The following is an 18846-nucleotide window of genomic DNA, read 5'->3' as shown; positions in this document are numbered from 1 at the left end:
CAAACAGCTCAATACCCCTCCGCACCGGTCAAGTCTGATTGCAATACCCCGACAGCGCGTGGTGCAGGTGCGCGAGCGCTTCATCCATGCCATCGACGGCACTGGCCAATTCGTCGCGGGCCTGACGTTCACAAACGCTTTCCAATACCTCGCAGCAAACCATCAGTGCATGGGCCTTGACCATCTTTGCCCCGCCCTTGGTGCGATGGGCCAGGTCATGCAGGCCGGCAAAGTCTGCCTTGCGTTGCAGGTTCACCAGCTGCCCATGGTCTGCCTCAAGGCTGTCGAGCAAGGGCGCCAGCAGCTCCTTCACCGCGTCGATATCCCCGCCGGTCAGTTTCTCAAGGTGGCTCAAGTCAAAGCCTGCCGCCAGCTCATCCGTGGTGCCGGGCGCCACCGAAGGTGTGGCCGTGCGCCGCGCCAGGGCCGCATGCAAATCCTCAAGCCCGGTGGGTTTGAACAGGCAGCCATCCATGCCCGCCTGCCGGCAGCGCTCGGCTTCCTCGGGCTGGGCGTTGGCGGTAAACCCCAGCAACAGGCACGGCGCCAGGCCACGCTCGCCCTCAAGGGTGCGGATATCCCGCGCCAACTCATAACCGTCCTTGAACGGCATATTGCAGTCGGTAATCACCCCGTCAAAATGCCCGGACAGCCACAACTCAAGCCCCTCGACACCATCTTCGGCGGTGGTGATCCGGTGTCCCAGGAAGCTCAGTTGCCGGGCCAGCAGCAGCCGGTTGGCCGGGTAGTCATCCACCACCAGAATGTTCAGCGCGTGGGCCGGCGGAGTTTCCACGGCAACCGGTACGGGCGGCATCAGCGTGGTGTCGGCGACTGCCAGCTCCAGGGTGACATCCACCCGAGTGCCCTGCCCCAGCAGGCTGCTCAATTGCAATTGTCCCCCCATCATCTCGCACAGGTTGCGGCTGATGACCAGGCCCAGGCCCGAACCGCTGCGCGCCGATTGCGCAGTGTTGCTGCCCTGGATAAACGGGTTGAACAGGCGCTTCTGGTCTTCGACACTGATGCCAATGCCGGTGTCTTCCACCCACAGCCTGAGGTTCAAGTAGCCGCTGGCAATCGCCGACGAGCCGGACGCGCCAAGCCGCACCCGGCCGTGAGGGGTGAACTTGATCGCGTTGCTCAAAAGGTTCGACACCACTTGCTTGAAGCGCATCGGGTCCACCAGCACGTACCGATCAATCAGCGGGTCGAGCTCCACCTGCAGTACCAGGCCCCTGGCCCGCGCCAGCCCCTCGAAAACCCGCGCCACCGACGCCAGCAACTCGTGCAGGTTCGAAGGCTCGAGGGTCAGGGACAGGTGGCCCGATTCTATACGCGCGATATCGAGGATATCGCCGATCAATTCCAGCATGCCCCGTGACGCATCAGCGGCCACCTCCAGCGCATCGCGGTCGGCCCGGTTCTGCTCGGCGGCTTTCAGGGCCAGTTCGATCATGCCGATCACGGCGTTCATGGGCGTGCGGATTTCATGGCTCATGGTCGCGAGAAACGTGGTCTTGGCGCGGTTGGCCGCGTCGGCATCCTCCTTGGCCTCCTGCAACTGGCCGAGCAGTTGCTGCCTTTCGCTGACATCCACCCAGCCGGCGATCATGCCCACCACCTGCTCATTACCGTCGCGGTACGGCAGCATCCAGTGGTAGATGGTCAGGACCGCACCGCCCGGCACCTTGAGCACGCGGTCCTGGATCTGTGGCTCGCCCCGCTCCATCAAGCGCAGGTAATCCTGATGAAAAGACTCGGCCTGGGGGCGATTGCCGGTGTCGGTCTCGACCACGGTTTTACCGGTCACGTCCTCCAGCTTGAAACCGAACACATCAAGGTAAGCGCTATTGCACGCCATCAGCCGGCCCAGGCGATCACGCACATAAATCGGATGGGGTGTGCCGTCGATCAGCACGCCCATAAAGCGCATCTGATCACTCAGCGCTCGTTCGGCCTCGACGCGCTTGCGTATCAGCTGACGCAGATAAATCGCCCAGCCGAGGGTGATCAGCAACAGCAGCGCCGCCAGGCTGAAACCTTGAATAATCGCATTGCGGTGCCGCGACCAGTAGCTGTCTTCAACCAATACCTCGCTACGCCAGTGGCCAGCCAATTCGTCCATTTCCTGGGGCGTAATACTCAGCAGCGCCTTGTCGAGGATCGAATACAACTCCAGTTGGCTGCGGTTGACGCCAAAGGCTATGCGGGCCGGCTCGGACCCGACCGTGCTGGTGATCCGCAACCGGTCACGGTACTCGCGGGCAATCATGTAGCGGGCGCTGATCAAGGTATTGACGGCGGCATCGGCACCGCCATCGGCCACCAGCTCCATGCCGTGCTCGGGGTTCTCGACGTCCACGAACTTGATGCTCGGATAGTCCTGGGCGATGCCCTCCTGCAGGCTATTGCTGCCAATCAGCGCCAGGCGCTTGCCGGCCATGTCTTCCAGGGTAAGGGGGCTGCCGTCATCAATGCGACTGACCAACACAAACGGATTGGTCAGGTAAGGCCGGGTAATGCGTACCTTGTCCGTGCGCTCGACGCTGGGGGTGACCACCGCGATCATGTCTGCACCACCGGTGTTGACCCTGTCGATTTGCCGGAGCATCGAGGTGCCGGGAATGAAGTCAAACTTCAATCCCGTGCGCAAGCTGATGCGGGCCAGCACCTCGGCGCTCAACCCTTCGAACGCGCCCTGCTTGTCGATAAATGAAACCGGCAGGAACTTGTCGAGTACAGCGACCTTGATCCTCGGGTTCTTGTCCAGCCAACGCTGTTCACTGGCACTCAAGCGCAGCCGGTCCGCCCCCAGGAACCCCAGGTTGCCGGCACTCCAGCGCCGCAGGATTTCCATCTGCTCGCTGACCGGGATCACTGCCAGTGCCGCATTGATGATCGACAGCAAGCGCGCGTTGTCCCGGGAAAATGCAAACGCGAAGGGATTGACCTCAAGTGACGAGAAGTCGGCCATGCGGACGTTGTTCAGGTGGTTCCTGTTGATCAGGTAGTTGGTGCTGATTGCATCGCCGAGGTAAACATCTGCATGGCCGAACGCAACCGCGCCGATGGCCTCGAAGGTTGAAGGGAACAGCTGGATCCGGGCATTGGGGTAAAACGCCTGCACCGCGTCAGGCTGCATGTAGTGATAAAACATCGCCACACGTTTATCGGCCAGGTCGCTGCTCAGGCCCTGGCTGTCACCCGTGCGGGTGACCAGGGTCGGTTGATCCATGGCATAGGAGCGCGAGAGTACCAGCTGCGGGTCTGCCGCCTCGTAGCCGTTGGCAGATCCCACAAAATCCACCTCGCCACGCTTGAGCGCGGTGATGACTTCATCGCGATTGTCGTAGCGGCGCACTTCTATCGTGATGTTCAGCGCATCGGCGATCAGCGACGCGTAATCCGCCGTAATCCCCTCGAGTTCATCGCTGGTGCTCAACTCGAATGGTGCGTAGTCGGGCCCAGAGATCCCCATCAACAACCGGCGCCGTTCGCGCAGCCAGCTCCACTGCGTTTCATGCAGCCGTACGGCGGGCGTTTCAATGACTGAATGCCCCAACAGATACAGGGTGCGCGGCTCGCCAAGCGCCAGGCCTTGTGTGCAGAGCGCGCCCAGCAGCACACTTGCGCTGAGCCACAAGACCCGAAAGTTGATCATTTCAGATCAGATGATTGCGCTGGGCGAACTTGGACAAATGCACCACCGACGACATCCGCAGCTTCTCCTTCAGTCGGGTTTTATAAGTGCTGATGGTCTTGTGGCTGAGCAACATGTCCTCGGCAATTTCCTTGTTACCCAACCCCAGCGCCAGCTTCTGCAGTACGGTCAGCTCGCGGTCGGAAAGCTCTGCCACCAGGTCCTGCTCGGTGGATTGCAAATCGTCGCGGCGCACCGAGCTGGTGGGCAGGCTCGGAAAGCAGCTGTAGTTGGACATCACGGCCTTGATCGCTTTTTGCAGCTCATCCAGCTCGCCGGTCTTGGCGACAAACCCCATCGCGCCGGCACGCATGCAGCGGGTGGAAAAAAACACCGCCAGGTAGGACGTCAGCACCAGGATCTTGCACGGCAGGCCCAGCGCCTTGATCCGGCTGATCACCTCCAGGCCACCCAGCTTCGGCATCGCCAGGTCGAGGATGATCAGTTCGGGGCGTTCCTCCCGGGCAATCTGCATGGCATCGGCGCCGTTGCCGGCCTCGAAGATCGTGTCGAAGCCTTCCTGCTTCAGCAGATAGCGGACGGTTGCGCGGATAAATGGATGGTCATCCACGATTAAAGCTTTGCTCATAAGGCTCCCCTGGGAGGATTCAGTACCGTTACACATCACACGGGACCTATCTACCTGTGAGAAATGACAGTTCCGACGAACGGAACTGAACAGTCCTACAAGCAGCAGTCGGGTCCCTCCATTTGAACAGCGCATAACCCTAGGTAGGCGGCACCTGCGTGCCTGGCTAGTCGCAAGCGCGCAACCTTACCAATGGAACGGCGTAACAACTGAAGGGATAGTCCCAGCTGTATGTAGGACTTTTCCTCACCATAAGCATAGTAAAGAGCCGGTCCCGGGGGCGCCAAGGCGGCCTAGTCGGTGGTACTCGGACTCCAGAACGCTTGCACCACAAGGGCTGAAGTGGAAATACGGGCCACCAGCGCATCCAGTTCGTCACCGTCTACCGAGGTCACGGCCAGCGTCGCCTCGATTTCCACCTCTTCAGGACCAAAGGGACGTACGTCCACATCACTGGCCGGGTAGTTGCAGCGAGCGAGTTCGGCTTCGAGCAAGGCCAATACCGCCTTCTGCTGGGTACGCCGGGCTACCACATACAAAATGTTGGTCACCTCGGCCGACACCACGTCCAGTGGCTGGCGGTTGATGTTATTGACGATCGGGCGCAGCAGCGTGTTGGCCGCCAGCACAAACAGCGTACCGAGCAGCGCTTCGAGGATCAGGTCGGCACCGGCACAGGCACCCACCGCCGCCGACGCCCAGAGCGTGGCCGCAGTATTCAGGCCGCGCACGTTGCCTTCTTCACGCATGATCACACCGGCACCGAGAAAACCGATGCCCGAGACCACATAGGCCACGACCCGCACCGCCCCTTCGGCGCCGCCCAGGCGGTTGGCCATGTCGACGAAAATCGCCGCTCCCACCGCCACCAGCACGTTGGTGCGCAGCCCCGCCGTGCGCTGGCGGTACTGACGCTCAAACCCGATCAGGCCACCGAGAATGAAGGCCGCGGTGAGGCTGACCAGCGTGTCGATCAGCGAGTTGAGGTTGATGTTGTTGATTGCTTGCATAGGCGTCTTCCCTATTCATTACCAGCCAAACTTACGCGAGGAAACCTTCGGCCAGGTACGACCATCCTGGGCCGTGATTGAGTCACGGGCACGACAGGACAGGCCCGCCCGTCGCAAACGACAGGCGCGTCCGCAGTACCGCGATGCAAGGCATCACGTACTGTTAAGCGTCGATGAGAGGGAATTCGGAATCGGGCCAGGACTGGCCGCCATCGAAATGCCGCTTCTCGCTTCTGGGCGAGACAACGGCATCGGAAAAATGCGCGTTATCTTGCCAAGTATGTGCCGGTTATCGAGACCGGCCGACGACTGTCACTCGAACAAGTACCCACTGAGGGTCTCCGCTATTGATGAAAACGCGCGAAGCTTACGCTCCGAATTAATGAGAGTAAACCGTAGGAAAATTTACCCGATGGGTTTGGGCAGGTTCTTCAGGGAGGGTTCAGGTACGCACCACTGCGCAGCTCTCCCCTCCGTAGCAGCTGTCGAGCCCAAGCGAGGCTGCGTCGGCCACACTGCGATCATCAAGCCAGACACTCCAACCAGTCGCGCCGAACGCAGCCTCTCCCAGGCTCGACAGCTGCTACGCAGAAGACGGTCGATCACGCTCCACCAGCGCCAAATACTCATTGATCGCCCCACCCGCCAACGCCTTCACCTGAATGGAAACCCGATTCACCTGCCGCCCCATCTCGATGCCATCCCGAGTCCGCACCTGAACATACCCAAGCCGGGGCCAGAACCGCTCAGCCTTGACGTTCCCCACCACCACCGTCAACCGCAACCAGCGTGCGCCCAGGCTCACTACCCAATCCTGGAAATCGGCATGCAACTGCCGCGCAAAACCGCTGCCATGCAACGGCGTGGCCACCAACAGCAACCCGATATGCCAAACACCGACCGCCAACAGATCCGACGCCACATTCACCACCGCAACCAACTGCCCTTCGGCATTGCGGTAGCCAATCCAATACATCCGCGTGTAGCTCCAGGTGTCGGGCAGTTCAAGAGTCAACTCATCCCGAGCCTCCGTGGGTGTGGCTGGCTCACCGTTGACCGCGAGAAAATATTCCGGGGCTGCTTCGAAAAAGCGCTGCAACTCGGCTTCATCCTCAAGGGTCAGCTCAACCACCCGAATACCCGCTATCGAACTGCGCGGCAACTCCCCTGCTTCAACAACATCCATGTTCACCGCCCCTCAATCATCCCGCGTCAGTACTTCCAGCAACTCAATCTCAAACCGCAAATTACTGTTGGGCGTGATATGCGCCCCCATCGAGCGCTCGCCGTAGGCCAGGTGCGCCGGCACAAACAACGTGCGAATGCCGCCAACTTTCATGCCCATCAGCCCCTGGTCCCAGCCCTTGATGACGCGACCGGTGCCGATCACGCATTGAAACGGCTTGCCGCGTTCCCATGAGGAGTCGAACACCGTGCCGTCTTCCAGAGTGCCGGTGTATTGCGTGGTGATCAGGGCGCCTTTGACCACGGTTTTGCCGTCGCCGAGGCGGATGTCGGTGATTTCCAGTTCGGTGCTCATCGTGCTCTCCCGCTATCCAAAGTCACAGCCAATGCCAGAACCGGCTCCAGAACCCACGCCCCAGATCATTCTTGCAGCCCGCATATTGCGCCGCATACATCTGCGAACGCGCCTGCACCTTCCCCGCCACCGGCATCAGCCAGGCTTTGCTCGCGTAGGTACGCTGCCGGTAACCGCCCCAGCCTTCGTGGTAATTCAGGTACTGGCCGTAGGCATCGTATTTGTATACGCCGTTGATGGTGTAGGTCTTGTCCATGTACCAGCCGACAAAGTCGATGGCGTCGTCAAAGTCCTGCCGGCTGGCGCCGTAGCGTCCGGTGCTTTTCTGGTAGTCGCTCCACACTTCGTCCTTGGCCTGGGCGTAGCCGGAGGCCGTAGACACACGGCCCCAGGGGATGATCCACAGCAGGTACTTGCGTGGGGTCTTGGCGTCCTGCCGGAAGCCCGATTCCTGATACATGATCGCGAACGGCACCTGGATCGGCACGCCCCAGCGCGCCTGGGTCACCTTGGCGGCGTCGTACCAATCGTCTTTTTCGCGGAAGATGCCGCAGATGTCGTTGGGGGTGCGGGGTGGCGAGGTGCCGCATCCCGCCAATAAGGCGGTGAGCAGCAACAGCCCTGCGGTTTTTCCTGCGTTCAAAAGCTCACCGTCTCGTCGTGAGAATAAAAGGCGGGCAGTTTACTCGTTCGCCGGGGTTCCTGCAGAGGTGAAAGCAACACGAATCCTGTGGCGAGGGAGCTTGCTCCCGCTGGAGTGCGAAGCGCTCCCGGACCGGTTGACGCGGTATGCCCGAGGCACTGCGATCATCGGTTTTGGGGCTGCTGCGCAGCCCAGCGGGAGCAAGCTCCCTCGCCACATTTTGGTGGGTGGTTCAGGCAGTGACGACCGCCGTCAGTTCCAGTTCCAGCAGGCCGTTGCTGGGTAATCCCGCCACGCCCACCGCCGAACGCGCATGCCGGCCGTGCTCGCCAAACAGCTCAATCAACAGTTGCGACGCGCCGTCGACCACCTTGGAGAAGCCCTGGAAACCTTCCCCGCCAAACACAAACCCGCGAACGAACAGGATGCGCTCGACGTTCTCCAGCCCTACCGCCTGGTCCAGCACGCTCAAGGCCCGCAGCACACAGGTCCGCCCTGCTTCGTTGACCAACTCCGTAGAGGTCTGATCCGTCACCGGCCCGGTAATCACGCTGTCACCCTGCCGACAAACCTGCCCGCTGACATACGCCACGCCTCCATGAATCGTCACTGGCACGTAGTCTCCCTTGGGGCTCGGCGCCTCGGGTAATTCCAGCCCGAGGGCTTGCAGTTTTTCGCGCACGCTCATGCCGGTTCCTCGACAAATTCCACATGCCCACCCAGCCAGCAGCCTTGCACCTGCCCCGCTGCATCCCGGCGAAACCGCAGGGAGATTTGCGAAGGTCGGCCCATGGCCCGGCCCTGGCGGATGTGCACCGGGCGATCATCTGCCGTCACCAGGCCATTCTCCAACAAGCCAAACGCCAACGCGGCAGCCGCGATGCCGGTGGCGGCGTCTTCCGGGTAACCCGAGGACTTGGGAAACTGCCGCGCATCAAACTGTCGCCCTTCCAGATCCGATGGCGCATAGGGGTACAAACCAGTGGAGCCGATGCGCTCGCACAGTTGCTGCATCCGCCGGTAATCCGGTTTCAGGCTATCCAGTACCGCCACGCTTTTCAGCGCGATCAGGGTTTTCACCCGGCTGGTGCAAGCGTTCTGGATCGGCAGCGGTGCCAGTTCGTTGGAAGTGATGCCGAGTACCGACAGAATCTCGGCCTCGACTTCGGCATCGTTCAACGCCTCGACCTGGCCCTTGGGCTGGCTGATTTCCACCTGGATATCCGGGGTGCCCGCAGCGGTGATCCGCGCATCCACCGGACCGCTCAGGGTCGATAACGTCAGGCGGTCCTTGTGCAGCATGCCCAACCGATCCAGCAGCCACACCGCTCCCACGGTGGCGTGGCCGCACATTTCCATCTCGTGGTTGGGCACCCAGAAGCGCAAGGCAAAATCGAACTCGCTGCCAACCGGTGCGGCGAACACGAAGCCGCACTCATGGCCATAGTCGCGGGCGACCTGCTGCATGTCGGCATCGCTCATGCCATCGGCGACGGCCACGGTTGGCGCGGGATTGCCGCCACGGGCGGTGGCGGGAAAAACATTGACCAGGTGAGCCTCGGGCGTCATTTCGCCTCTCCCTGAAGGGTGGAAACAGTCGGCGCCACGGCGTCGACGATGGAGTTGGTGTAAACCTGCTGCGGGTCGAGTTCGACCGGGTCGCTCTCCACAGCGTTCATGAAGCGGATGTTTTTCTCAACGCCGTCTTTCTCGATGCGCGGCGTGGCCGGGTAGGACGGCAGCGAAGCGGTCCAGGCAGCATTGAAGATGGCGGCGTCGGTGTGGGCGAAATACGGGCGCACCGACTCGCGAGCCTTGTCCGGGTCGCTGGCAATCAGGTGTTCGGCACGCCACAGGGCGCGGACCATTTTTTCGGCCGTGACCTTGTTGCTGGCCAGCCAGTCTTCACGGGCAATCATCGCAGTGAAGAGGAAGCCGTCCAGGGGTTTGTATTCGCCCTTGGCCAGGTCCATCAACACAAAGCCGCCTTGCTTCTCGGCGGTGGTGATGGTGGGTGGCGACAGCGAGAAGCCGTTGATGCTGCCCTGGGAAAACGCCGCGAGCATGTTTGGCGCGCCGCCGATGGGCATGATGGTGAAGTCTTTGTCCGGGTTGAGCCCCGCATCCTTGGCCAGGTAGCGCACCAGCATGTCGGTGGTGCTGCCAGGGCCGGTGACGCCGATCTTCAAGCCCTTGAGAGCCTGGGCACGGGCGGCCAAGGATGAGGTGGCCGACACGCCGGCCTTTTGCGCCGAGGCACCGTCGATCACCACGGTGCTGCCGAACTGGGTCTGCACGGCGGCGAACGCCTGGACATTCTGGCCTTTGGTGCGGGCGCGCACCGCGACGGCGGGCAGGCCGACGTACGCATCCGCATCACGCCCCAGCACGGCGGTGAGTGCTGCCGAGCCGCCTTTCTGGAATACGATGACGTCCACATTCAGGCCTTCATCGGCGAAGTAGCCTTGCTTCTGCGCGACGTAGATCGGCACATAGAGAAAGCCTTCGCTGGGGAACGCCAGGGTGACTTTGGTCAGGTCCCGGGCCTGCGCGGCGGGCAGGCAGGAAGCGAGTAAAACGCTGGCGATGAACAGTGGTTTGAACATGATCAAGCTCCGCAAAAATAAGGGGTTAAACCGCAACTTCACGTTCCGCTTCGTTGGCCTTCCACGGCATCAACTTGCGTTCTGCCAGCTTCACCGCCGTGTTCAGGATCAGCGCGAGGGCGATGATGCCCACCAGTGCGGCAAATACACCGGCGGTATCGAACTGCGAGGCTGCATCCGAGAGCAGGTAGCCCAGGCCCCGGTTGGCGGCGATGATCTCGCCCACCAGCGCGCCGATCAGCGCATAGGGCACCGACAGGCGCAGGCCGGTGAATACCCAGGTGAAAGCGGACGGGATGACCACCATGGTCAGCAGGTCGCGCTCCTTGGCGCCCATCAGGCGCAGGATGGTCAGTTGCTCGCGGGACACGTTGCGCACGCCGCTGTAGGTGTTGAGGAACACCAGGAAGAACACCACGGCCGCGGTCAGGATGACTTTCATCGGCAAGCCGATGCCGAACCAGAGGATGAACAGTGGCGCCAGCGCGACTTTCGGCAAGCTGTAGAAGGCGGTCAGGAACGGGTCGAGAATATCCGCCAGCAGCTTGGCGCGGCCCAGCACCAAACCGGCGATCAAGCCTGCGAGGGAGCCGAAGAAGAAGCCCAGCACGGCTTCCAGGGTGGTGATGCCGGCGTGGTAGAAGAACACCCCGTTCATGAGGATTTTCCACAGGCTTTGCGCCACCGCCGAAGGCCGGCTGATGAAAAATTCCACGCCGAACCAGCGGGACACACACTCCCAGAACACCAGCAGGAAAATCAGGAACAGCAAGCGATAGACCTGGATCATACGACCTCCAGCGAGTGAGCCAATGAGGCGGGATCGGCAGCACCGGCGACGTCGGGCGCCAAGCGTTTCCAGAGGGCGGCGCAGAGTTCCACGTAGCGTGGGTCAGAGCGCAATTGCACCAGGTTGCGTTCACCGCCCAGGGGAATATCGAGCACATGGTCGATGGTGCCTGGGCGACCGGCGAACACCACGCAGCGGTCCGCCAGCGCGATGGCTTCATCGACATCGTGGGTGACGAACAGCACGGTCTTGTTGAGCTTGCGGCACAGGCGCAAGAGTTCGGTCTGCAGGGTCAGGCGCATCTGCGCATCAAGGGCGCCGAAGGGTTCGTCCATCAGCAGGGTTTCCGGGTCGCTGGCCATCAAGCGCGCCATGGCCGCGCGTTTGCGCATGCCGCCGGAAAGCTGGTTAGGGTAGCTTTCGCCAAAACCGGTGAGGCCCACCAGCGCCATCAGCTCCTCGACGCGACTGTCGATCCGGGCCTTGGGCATGCGGCGGATTTGCAGCGGCACGGCGATGTTGCCGGCCACGGTGCGCCACGGCAGCAAGTGGTCGGCCTGGGTCATGTAACCGACACGGGTGTTGACGCCCTTGACCTCGGCGCCGTCGTAATGCACCTGGCCCTCCGTAGGGCCGAAGAGCCCGGCGGTCATGTTGAGCAAGGTGGACTTGCCGCACCCCGAAGGGCCGACCAGGGTGATGATTTCGCCCCGCTGAACTTCAAGCGATACGTTGCGCACGGCCACAAACTGGCGGCCCTCGACTTTGAAGCTTTTTTGCACCCCTGCGAAGCTGATAAAGGGTTTTGCACTCACCGCCCCTCCTCGTCCGGTAGGCCGGACTTGTTTGTTGTTGACGGGGTGAGGATGAACGGATGACGGATTTGCGGCGCACGGGATCGGGCCGGATCATGCGCGGGATCGGGACATCAAAAAAGTTGAGGCGGTATCAGCCGCGGCGCCACTCATCCGGCGACACGCCCAGCACCCGGCGAAACACATGGGCCAGGTGTGACGGTGACTCATAGCCGACGTTATTGGCGATCTCCAGCACCGACATGCGGGTGTGCCGCAACAACGTCTGCGCGCGCTCCAGGCGCAGGCGCTGGACGTACGCCAGCACCGTCTCGCCGGTGTGCAGCGCGAACAGCCGGGTCAGATGGCGGCGCGACATGTGAAACGTCTCGGCGATTTCATCCAGCCCCGGCGCATGTTCGAGGTTGCCTTCCACGTACGCCTTGACGTCACGCACCAGCATGGCGCCGTGGCGCTCGGTAGATGAGCGTTGCAGACTCGGCTGGCTGAGGGAAATCGCCAGGCATTCGAGCAGCAGCAGGTGATCGGCCTGGGCCACCTGGCGGCGGCGGTCGATGTACAGGTCGGGTTGGCTGAAGGCTTTTTTTGCCAGGAGCAGATGGTGCAACGGCGCGGAGGTTTGCCAGATGCCCAGGGTGGGCACGCGCAGCAAGCGGTTGGCGTCACCGGACAGGTCACGCAAGGCGTAGTGCATGTAGTCGGGGTCGACGTAGAACGCCACGTGGCCCTGGCTGGCGGTGAGTGACGAGGAGGAATGGCTGGATTGCGGCGGCACCAGTACGAACTGGCGGTCGATCACCGAGGTGGTGCGCCCGCTTTCCTCATCCTTGAAACGCAACAGGCCGTGCTCGGGCACCATCAGCATGAATTCGTCGTGGGCATGGGCCCCGGTTTCATAGGCGCCGTTGGAGTTGAAGACGCTGTAGATGTCGCGCATCGCCAGGCACTGCCAGTGGATGTTGGAGTGCTGACACTAGCATGTTTGGTGCCAGCGAAGCATTGTGGCGAGGGAGCTTGCTCCCGCTGGACCGGGCTGGCGCTCCAGTGCGTAGCGCTCCCCTCTTTTTTGGGGCCGCTTCGCAGCGCCCAGCGGGAGCAAGCTCCCTCGCCACATAAATCACCTCAGGTCATGATCAGGCCAACGGTACACGACGGGTGGAAATCGCCAGGCGACCCACACCGAAGCTCAACGCTGCGCCCAGCAGCAACATCAACAAGGTGCTCCACGCAGCACGGGACAGTTGCTTGGCCGCGACTTCACCGGCTTCACGGGCTTTCTGTTCAGCCTGTTGCTTCAGTTCGTCGACCTTCTGCACGGCCTGCTGGTAGGCCTGGGCGTAGTTGTCGACAATCTGGGTGGCCTCAGCCTGGCTCTTGCCGGTACGGGCCGCAACAATGTTGACCAGTGCCTGCTTGTCCGCCGCGTTCAACGCCGGCTCACCGGAAGCCTTGACCCGCTCGAACCACTGCTTCAATTCATCACCAGCCTGGGCTGGGTTGGTCGCGGCATCGTTGGCCGACTGCTTGCCGTCCGCCGCCGCCTGATCGGCTTTTTGCTCAACGTTGGCCGGGTCCAGTTCAGGTTTGCCGCTCTGCTTGAGCAGTGTGTCGAGCTGACCTTGCAGGCTGTTCCAGTCCAGCTTGATGCCCTGCTCATTCAGTTGCTGCTTGACGCTGTCGCTGATACCCGGCGCCACGGCGGCGATCCCGCTGCCGGCAGCCGACAGGCCCTTGCCGACGACATTGCCCGCCGCTCCCACAACGCTGGTGGCCAGCGCGGCCAGCAGCCAGGTGGTGAGCAAGGTGGTGATGGTCCAGCTCAGCACGCCGTGCAGGCCGCCGCGATCCGGCGCGGTGCGCCCGGCCACGAATGCACCGGTACCGATTGCCAGCAGCGTCGAGACAAACAGCCAGATCCCGGCACCGGTGCCGAAACCGCTCAGCGGGTTACCCGCGGCCATCGGGTCTATCGCGCTGGCGCCAATCGCGGTGCCGAGTACGCTCAATACCAGATAGGTCACCAGGGCAATTGCACTACCGGCCAATACCGAGCCCCAGGACACACGAAACAGCGAACGGTTGGTTTCATAGACAGTGGTCATGTTAAATCCTTTGAACAGTGGGTAGGTGGCCAGTTTGGCGAGGCACCTGCCCTGCGGTCTCGACACAATTGCACTAGGCGCACTGGTGCATTCGCACCCCGCGCCCGGCACTTTCTCTGCACTATCCTGAGCCTCAGGTGTCGTACTTCCCATGCGACTTACCCCAGGAGAAACCATGAGCCAGGCCGTCCTCGCCAAAGAAACCAACCGCCGCCAACTGCAGCAGATCATCTCCGGCTTGTCCGATGGGGTGATCCTCGCCGAGGCCGACCAGACCATACTCTGGGCCAATGAAGCCGCGCTGCTGATGCATGGCGTGGATAAAGTCGAAGACCTGGGTGCCAACACCAAGGAATACGCCGCGCGCTTTGCCTTGCGGTATCGCAACAACCACCCGTTGGTGCTGGAGAATTATCCTCTGAGCCGGGTGGCAGACGGTGAAGAGTTCAGCGATGTGGTGGTGGAAGTCACCCCCACCGGCGACGAGGAAAAAGTCTGGGTGCATCGCCTGCGCAGCCTGGTGCTCGACGACGCGTCGGGCGAGCCGGAATTGCTGGTGTTGATCCTGAGCGACGCCACCGAATGGGCCAGCGCCGAACAGCGCTTCGAAAAGACCTTCAATGCCAACCCGGCGCCGGCGGTGATTTGCCGCCTGAGCGACCTGCGCTACATCAAGGTCAACCAGGGCTTCCTGGAGATGACCGGCTACAACCGCGACCAGGTGATCGGCCACTCGGTGTATGAACTGGACGTGCTGGAACAGGCCGAAAACAAGGACCTGGCCGTCAAGCGCCTGGGCGAAGGCGCGACCATTCCACAGATGCAAGCCGAACTGAAACTGCCCGAAGGCGGCAGCAAACTGGTGATCGTGGCCGGCCAGCCGCTGGACATGAATGAGGAAGACTGCATGCTGTTTTCCTTCACCGACCTGGAGCCTCGCCGCAAGGCCGAAACCGCCCTGCGTCAGAGTGAGGAACGCTTCGCCAAGTCGTTCCGCCTGACGCCGGTGCCGACCCTGGTGTGCAACGCCGCCAACCGCCAGGTGGTGGATATCAACGAAGCCTTCATGACCATCACCGGCTATACCAGTGAAGAACTGATCGGCAAATCCATCGAAGACATCGACTTTATCGACAGCCCCCAGGCCTGCACGCAACTGTTCACCACCCTGCAAAAAGCCGGCAACCTCGACGGCCTCGACCTGAAGATCCGCAAGAAAGGCAATGAGCTGATCGACTGTGTGCTGTCTGCCGACACCGTCAGTATCCAGGATGTGCCCTGCTACCTGCTGGTGCTGATGAACATCACCGAACGCAAGCGCTCCGAGCTGGAACTGGTGGCCGCGATCGAGGAAGTGATGCAGGACGCCTCATGGTTCAGCCAGACGCTGATTGAAAAACTGGCCAATGCCAAGAGCGTCAACAGCCCCAATGTACCGAACATTTCCTTCACCGACCTGACCGCCCGGGAGCGCGATGTACTGGGGCTGATTTGCGAAGGCCTGGCCGACAAGGAAATCGCCTCGCGCCTGAAACTGGCGCCCAACACCGTGCGTAACCATGTGGCCACGGTGTACTCCAAACTGGGGGTGCATAGCCGTAGTGCAGCCATCGTGTGGGCCCGTGAGCGCGGGCTGTTTGCCGGTGAATTGCGGGTTAAAAAGCCCAAATAGAGTGCAAATGCACTAGTGCGACCGGTGCAAATTCGCCTTATTGCGCGGGGGTGCACTGCTTAACCTTGAAGGGTGGGCATAGGGCTTAGGGTCCTGTGCCGTTGAGATGTCATGCCCTTTAAGGAATCCATCATGAAAAGCGAACAAGTCAAAGGCGCCGTCGAAAAAGTGGCCGGCAAGGCTCAAGGTTTTCTGGGTGATCTGACCGGTGACGAACGTCTCCAGGCCGAGGGTGTCGCTCGCCAGGCCGCTGGCCAGTTGCAGCAAACCTACGGTGACGCGCTGGACACCGTTGGCGATTTCGCCAAGCAAAAACCCCTGGCAACGGTTGCGATCGTCGCCGGTGTCGGCCTGCTGCTGGGCCTGTTGCTGCGTCGTCGCTGAGGAGAACCCTGATGTTTACGCTCTCCCAACTGCGCAACTGCATCGAAGAGGCCCTGTCGCCCCTGACCTGCGAATTCACCCTGTGCCGTGACGCGTCGTTGACGCTCAAGGTCTTCGACGCCGAAAGCGGCCGGGTGGATTTGGTGGTCACCGGGATCAGCGTCAACAAGCTGCAGACCCCGCAGGAAGTGGAAAAGATGGTCGACGAGTTGCGGTACGAATTGCAGAGCAACACCGTCGGTAAACTCAGGCTGGATGACCTGCCGCTGCGCCCTTTGTAGGAGCGGGCTTGCTCGCGAAAAACGCCCAGGCACCGCGTTCATTCAGGCGTGGCGCGTTATCGTTAACGACCTTCGCGAGCAAGCGTGCTCCTACAGTAGGTCGCGGGCTTTCAACGACGCCCCGATAAAATAGAACACCCCTCCCCCGACAATGAACGCTGCCAACATGTAGAACATGTAGTGGGCCGGCAGGTTGGCCAGCACCAGCCCGCACAGCACCGGCCCCAGGGCAGCACCGAGGTTGGAGAGGTTTTGCGCCCCGTAGTACATGCCCCGCAGGTTGTCCGGGGCGATGCGGTCGATGAACATGTACTCGGCCGGAAACACCACGATTTCGCCCACGGTGAAAATCGCCATCGCCAGGATCCACCACCACACGTTGCTCGCCAGGGCAAAGCCAATCACCCCCAGCATGAACATGCCCAGACCGAAGATCAGCCACTGGCTCAGGTAGCGGTGGGAAATGCGCCGGCCAATCGCGTATTGCAGGGCAATCACCAACACCGCGTTGGTGGTGAGTACCGCGCTGATGATGGTGTAGGTGTATTCGGCGGTAGTGGTGGTCACCAGGTACTGCGACAGGTACGCGGTGAACTGGCCGAACACCACGGCACTGAGCAGGCCGCCGACGGTGAAGCACACCAGTCGGTGATCCCGCAGCAATACACGCCCCACCGCGAGGAACGACACCGGCTTTTGCGTGGTGTCTACCGTGGCCAGCGTGCGGTCGCCCCAACGCCAGTACAGCAGGAAAAAACCGAAGCCCAGGACCGCCGACAGGATAAACGGCAAGCTGATATCGAGCTTGGCCACCATCGCGCCAAAAAACGGCCCTACGGCATAGCCGATATTGGTCAGGGTGTACTTGATGGAAAACGCTTCGCTGCGCTCATCTTCCGGCAACAGGCTGGCAAACCCGGACTTGATCGCGATGTCGATCACCGCGTACGCCAGGTTGATCAGGATCAGGCAGCTGTAGAACGACCAGATTTCCCGGGCCAACACCGTGCCGATAAACCCCAGGGCAAACACCACACTCAAGCTGAGCAATAGCCTGTAGCTGTTGATGCGGTCTACCAGGAAACCGCCGTAGACACTCAGCAGCGAGCCGACGATCAACGAGCTGCCGATCACCAGGCCGACCTGGCTGATGTCGAGGGCAAAGTGGTTGGTGAGGTAGATCACCAGGTACGGAAAGGTGATGGCCTTGGCCAGGGTGAGGATCAGCGTGGCCGACAACAACAGGTTCACGGTACGCGGGTAATTTCTTATTGTGGCAAGCATCCTGCTCTCATTCCAGTCAAGGTAAAGGGACCATTGCGGCCCGCAGCGGACGTACCTTAACGCAAAACAAGAAGAAAAAAATGCTGGTTTATGCATTTATGCAAAAATCAAATGCAGCGGGATGAAGCGTGATTACCCATCCCGCTGAACGCTTTATTTTTTAACGGGCGTGATGTCGAGAATCGTGCCGTTGGTGGTTTTGAGCAATACGTACTTGTCGTTCACTCGAGCCCACTGGCTGTCTTCTTCCGGCTGCTTCAGGCCACGTTTCTTCCAGTCGGCAATGGCCGACTCCTTACGCATCAGAATGTCTGGCGCGCGGTCTCCCGTCTTGAGGTTGCGGGTATTGATATTCGAAGGCTGCACGGTTTTTTGCGGGGTATCCGCGGCCTGGACGGTGAGACTCGCGGCGGACAGGCTCGCGGCAACCAGCAGGCAGGCAACAAGGGATTTGGACTTCATGGGCACTTCCTTCAATGAATGACGCGTAAAGATTCCGACCGCAGCGGCGTGGAATCATTCAGCGCCGTGATGGAAGCGGCAGATGGATGGGCAGCCAGCGACCGGGCCGGCGATTAATCAGATAAGATTGGTTCTTTTTTCCAGCCGCTCAGGAATTCCAATGACTGGTACCCACGTCATCATCATTTTCGTGACCGTTGTCACCTTGCTCGCGCTCTACGTGTTCGGCACCTACAGGGAACTGGTGGCCCTGCTCGATCGCTGCAAAAAAGCCTTCGGCCAATTCAAGGAGGCCGAACAACAATTGGCGGCGGCGCAAAATGCCTCGTCACCCACCGCAGAAATCGCCAGCCTGGAAAGCCGTGTCGCGTTCACCCGCCAGCTCTTCCACGACTCGGTCAACAACTACAACACCTACAAGCACAAGTCGCCGACCTCGGTGGTGGCCGAGCTGCTCGGGCATCGTGATGATGTCAGCCTGTCGGGGTTCGAGGCCAAGCGTACGGCCTGACCTGCCGGCGCTTACACAGGTGCACGCTGACGTGTTGGCGTGCCCTGATGAAACACCATCTGCCACTGCCCGCCGCTTTCGCGCCACACCGAACTGCGCAACGACTCCCCCGCCGCATTTGCATCCGTCGCCGCGCGCTGGCAGCGATACGTCACCAACGCCACGCCTTCGGCCAGCACCTTCATTGCAAAGTCACTGATGCTACGGACTGAAAACACCTCATCCTGCAGCCCTTCGATCACCTCGGCCTTGCTGCCCCACACATTGCCACTGGCACCAAATTCGACGAAATCATCCGCCAGCAGCACCGACAACCGCGCCGCATCTGCACGGGTGGTGCATTGGTGCAGCTCCTGTTCCAGGCGGCGTAAATGCTCTGCCAACTCCATACCCATTGCCCTCGTGAAATTAATCCTGTAATTTTTCATGAAATTTCCTGATAAGAATTTCACGA

20 protein-coding genes are annotated in these 18846 nt (G+C 61.2%); 4 read left to right on the top strand and 16 right to left on the bottom strand.

The annotated features are described in order from the left end of the window. Window positions 1–28: 28 nt before the first annotated feature. The 13 genes from HX839_RS14365 to HX839_RS14305 all read right to left on the bottom strand — a co-directional run bounded on the left by HX839_RS14365 (window position 29) and on the right by HX839_RS14305 (window position 13798). The gene (locus HX839_RS14365; RefSeq protein WP_177067219.1) at window positions 29–3664 is read right to left on the bottom strand and encodes a transporter substrate-binding domain-containing protein; all 3636 of its coding nucleotides are present in this window, start codon (window positions 3662–3664) and stop codon (window positions 29–31) included. Between the two features lies 1 nt (window position 3665). Next, the gene (locus HX839_RS14360; RefSeq protein WP_003211560.1) at window positions 3666–4292 is read right to left on the bottom strand and encodes a response regulator transcription factor; all 627 of its coding nucleotides are present in this window, start codon (window positions 4290–4292) and stop codon (window positions 3666–3668) included. A gap of 293 nt (window positions 4293–4585) precedes the next feature. Then, window positions 4586–5302 (bottom strand): MgtC/SapB family protein, encoded by a 717-nt coding sequence (locus HX839_RS14355; RefSeq protein ID WP_003211562.1) that lies wholly within the window; start codon window positions 5300–5302, stop codon window positions 4586–4588. A 583-nt stretch (window positions 5303–5885) separates the two neighbouring features. Beyond that, window positions 5886–6488: a GNAT family N-acetyltransferase gene (locus tag HX839_RS14350; protein WP_134326880.1), complete on the bottom strand. Its 603-nt coding sequence runs from the start codon at window positions 6486–6488 to the stop codon at window positions 5886–5888. 12 nt (window positions 6489–6500) lie between these two features. Beyond that, the gene (locus HX839_RS14345; protein ID WP_003211564.1) at window positions 6501–6842 is read right to left on the bottom strand and encodes an FKBP-type peptidyl-prolyl cis-trans isomerase; all 342 of its coding nucleotides are present in this window, start codon (window positions 6840–6842) and stop codon (window positions 6501–6503) included. A gap of 22 nt (window positions 6843–6864) precedes the next feature. Next, window positions 6865–7485: a hypothetical protein gene (locus HX839_RS14340; RefSeq protein WP_023658938.1), complete on the bottom strand. Its 621-nt coding sequence runs from the start codon at window positions 7483–7485 to the stop codon at window positions 6865–6867. Between the two features lie 232 nt (window positions 7486–7717). Then, window positions 7718–8173 carry a RidA family protein gene (locus HX839_RS14335; protein WP_003211568.1) on the bottom strand — a complete coding sequence of 152 codons (456 nt, stop codon included), beginning with the start codon at window positions 8171–8173 and terminating at the stop codon, window positions 7718–7720. Further along, window positions 8170–9054 (bottom strand): PhzF family phenazine biosynthesis protein, encoded by an 885-nt coding sequence (locus HX839_RS14330; RefSeq protein ID WP_177067218.1) that lies wholly within the window; start codon window positions 9052–9054, stop codon window positions 8170–8172. Before HX839_RS14330 ends, HX839_RS14335 begins: the two co-directional genes overlap by 4 nt. Further along, entirely contained in the window at window positions 9051–10091 is a 1041-nt protein-coding gene (locus HX839_RS14325) for an ABC transporter substrate-binding protein (protein WP_102369372.1), read from the bottom strand. Before HX839_RS14325 ends, HX839_RS14330 begins: the two co-directional genes overlap by 4 nt. 25 nt (window positions 10092–10116) lie before the next feature. After that, window positions 10117–10881 (bottom strand): ABC transporter permease, encoded by a 765-nt coding sequence (locus HX839_RS14320; protein ID WP_008435867.1) that lies wholly within the window; start codon window positions 10879–10881, stop codon window positions 10117–10119. Then, complete coding sequence (locus HX839_RS14315; RefSeq protein ID WP_003211576.1) at window positions 10878–11696, bottom strand: ABC transporter ATP-binding protein; 819 nt, start codon at window positions 11694–11696, stop codon at window positions 10878–10880. The genes HX839_RS14320 and HX839_RS14315 overlap by 4 nt, the downstream gene beginning before the upstream one ends. A gap of 133 nt (window positions 11697–11829) precedes the next feature. After that, window positions 11830–12633 (bottom strand): AraC family transcriptional regulator, encoded by an 804-nt coding sequence (locus tag HX839_RS14310; protein WP_003211578.1) that lies wholly within the window; start codon window positions 12631–12633, stop codon window positions 11830–11832. 196 nt (window positions 12634–12829) lie between these two features. Next, window positions 12830–13798: a hypothetical protein gene (locus tag HX839_RS14305; RefSeq protein ID WP_177067217.1), complete on the bottom strand. Its 969-nt coding sequence runs from the start codon at window positions 13796–13798 to the stop codon at window positions 12830–12832. Window positions 13799–13973: 175 nt separating this feature from the next. On the opposite strand from HX839_RS14305, the gene HX839_RS14300 reads away from it, so the two are divergent. The 3 genes from HX839_RS14300 to HX839_RS14290 all read left to right on the top strand — a co-directional run bounded on the left by HX839_RS14300 (window position 13974) and on the right by HX839_RS14290 (window position 16135). Then, a complete protein-coding gene (locus HX839_RS14300; protein ID WP_102604865.1) occupies window positions 13974–15470 on the top strand; it encodes a PAS domain S-box protein in 1497 nt (498 codons plus the stop codon). 132 nt (window positions 15471–15602) lie between these two features. Beyond that, window positions 15603–15854 carry a CsbD family protein gene (locus tag HX839_RS14295; RefSeq protein WP_003211583.1) on the top strand — a complete coding sequence of 84 codons (252 nt, stop codon included), beginning with the start codon at window positions 15603–15605 and terminating at the stop codon, window positions 15852–15854. 11 nt (window positions 15855–15865) lie between these two features. Then, the gene (locus HX839_RS14290; protein ID WP_003211585.1) at window positions 15866–16135 is read left to right on the top strand and encodes a DUF1652 domain-containing protein; all 270 of its coding nucleotides are present in this window, start codon (window positions 15866–15868) and stop codon (window positions 16133–16135) included. A gap of 90 nt (window positions 16136–16225) precedes the next feature. Here HX839_RS14290 and HX839_RS14285 read toward each other — a convergent pair whose 3' ends face one another. Together HX839_RS14285 and HX839_RS14280 are read right to left on the bottom strand one after the other, a co-directional pair. Further along, window positions 16226–17419, bottom strand: a complete 1194-nt coding sequence (locus tag HX839_RS14285) for an MFS transporter (RefSeq protein ID WP_023658939.1) — start codon at window positions 17417–17419, stop codon at window positions 16226–16228. 153 nt (window positions 17420–17572) lie between these two features. After that, entirely contained in the window at window positions 17573–17881 is a 309-nt protein-coding gene (locus HX839_RS14280) for an RcnB family protein (RefSeq protein WP_177067216.1), read from the bottom strand. A 160-nt stretch (window positions 17882–18041) separates the two neighbouring features. Here HX839_RS14280 and HX839_RS14275 point away from each other — a divergent pair, with 160 nt between their 5' ends. Continuing rightward, on the top strand, window positions 18042–18392 hold the full coding sequence (locus tag HX839_RS14275; RefSeq protein ID WP_087694086.1) for a LemA family protein: 351 nt from the start codon (window positions 18042–18044) through the stop codon (window positions 18390–18392). Between the two features lie 11 nt (window positions 18393–18403). Here the strand turns inward: HX839_RS14275 and HX839_RS14270 are convergent, their stop codons facing one another. Continuing rightward, a complete protein-coding gene (locus tag HX839_RS14270; protein ID WP_023658940.1) occupies window positions 18404–18781 on the bottom strand; it encodes a DUF4440 domain-containing protein in 378 nt (125 codons plus the stop codon). Window positions 18782–18846: the final 65 nt, after the last annotated feature.

The sequence above is a fragment of the Pseudomonas sp. I8001 genome (assembly GCF_013385345.1).
Lineage (GTDB): Bacteria > Pseudomonadota > Gammaproteobacteria > Pseudomonadales > Pseudomonadaceae > Aquipseudomonas.
The sequence above is the reverse complement of the archived record's forward strand: the minus strand, read 5'-3'. Positions and strand labels throughout refer to the sequence as shown.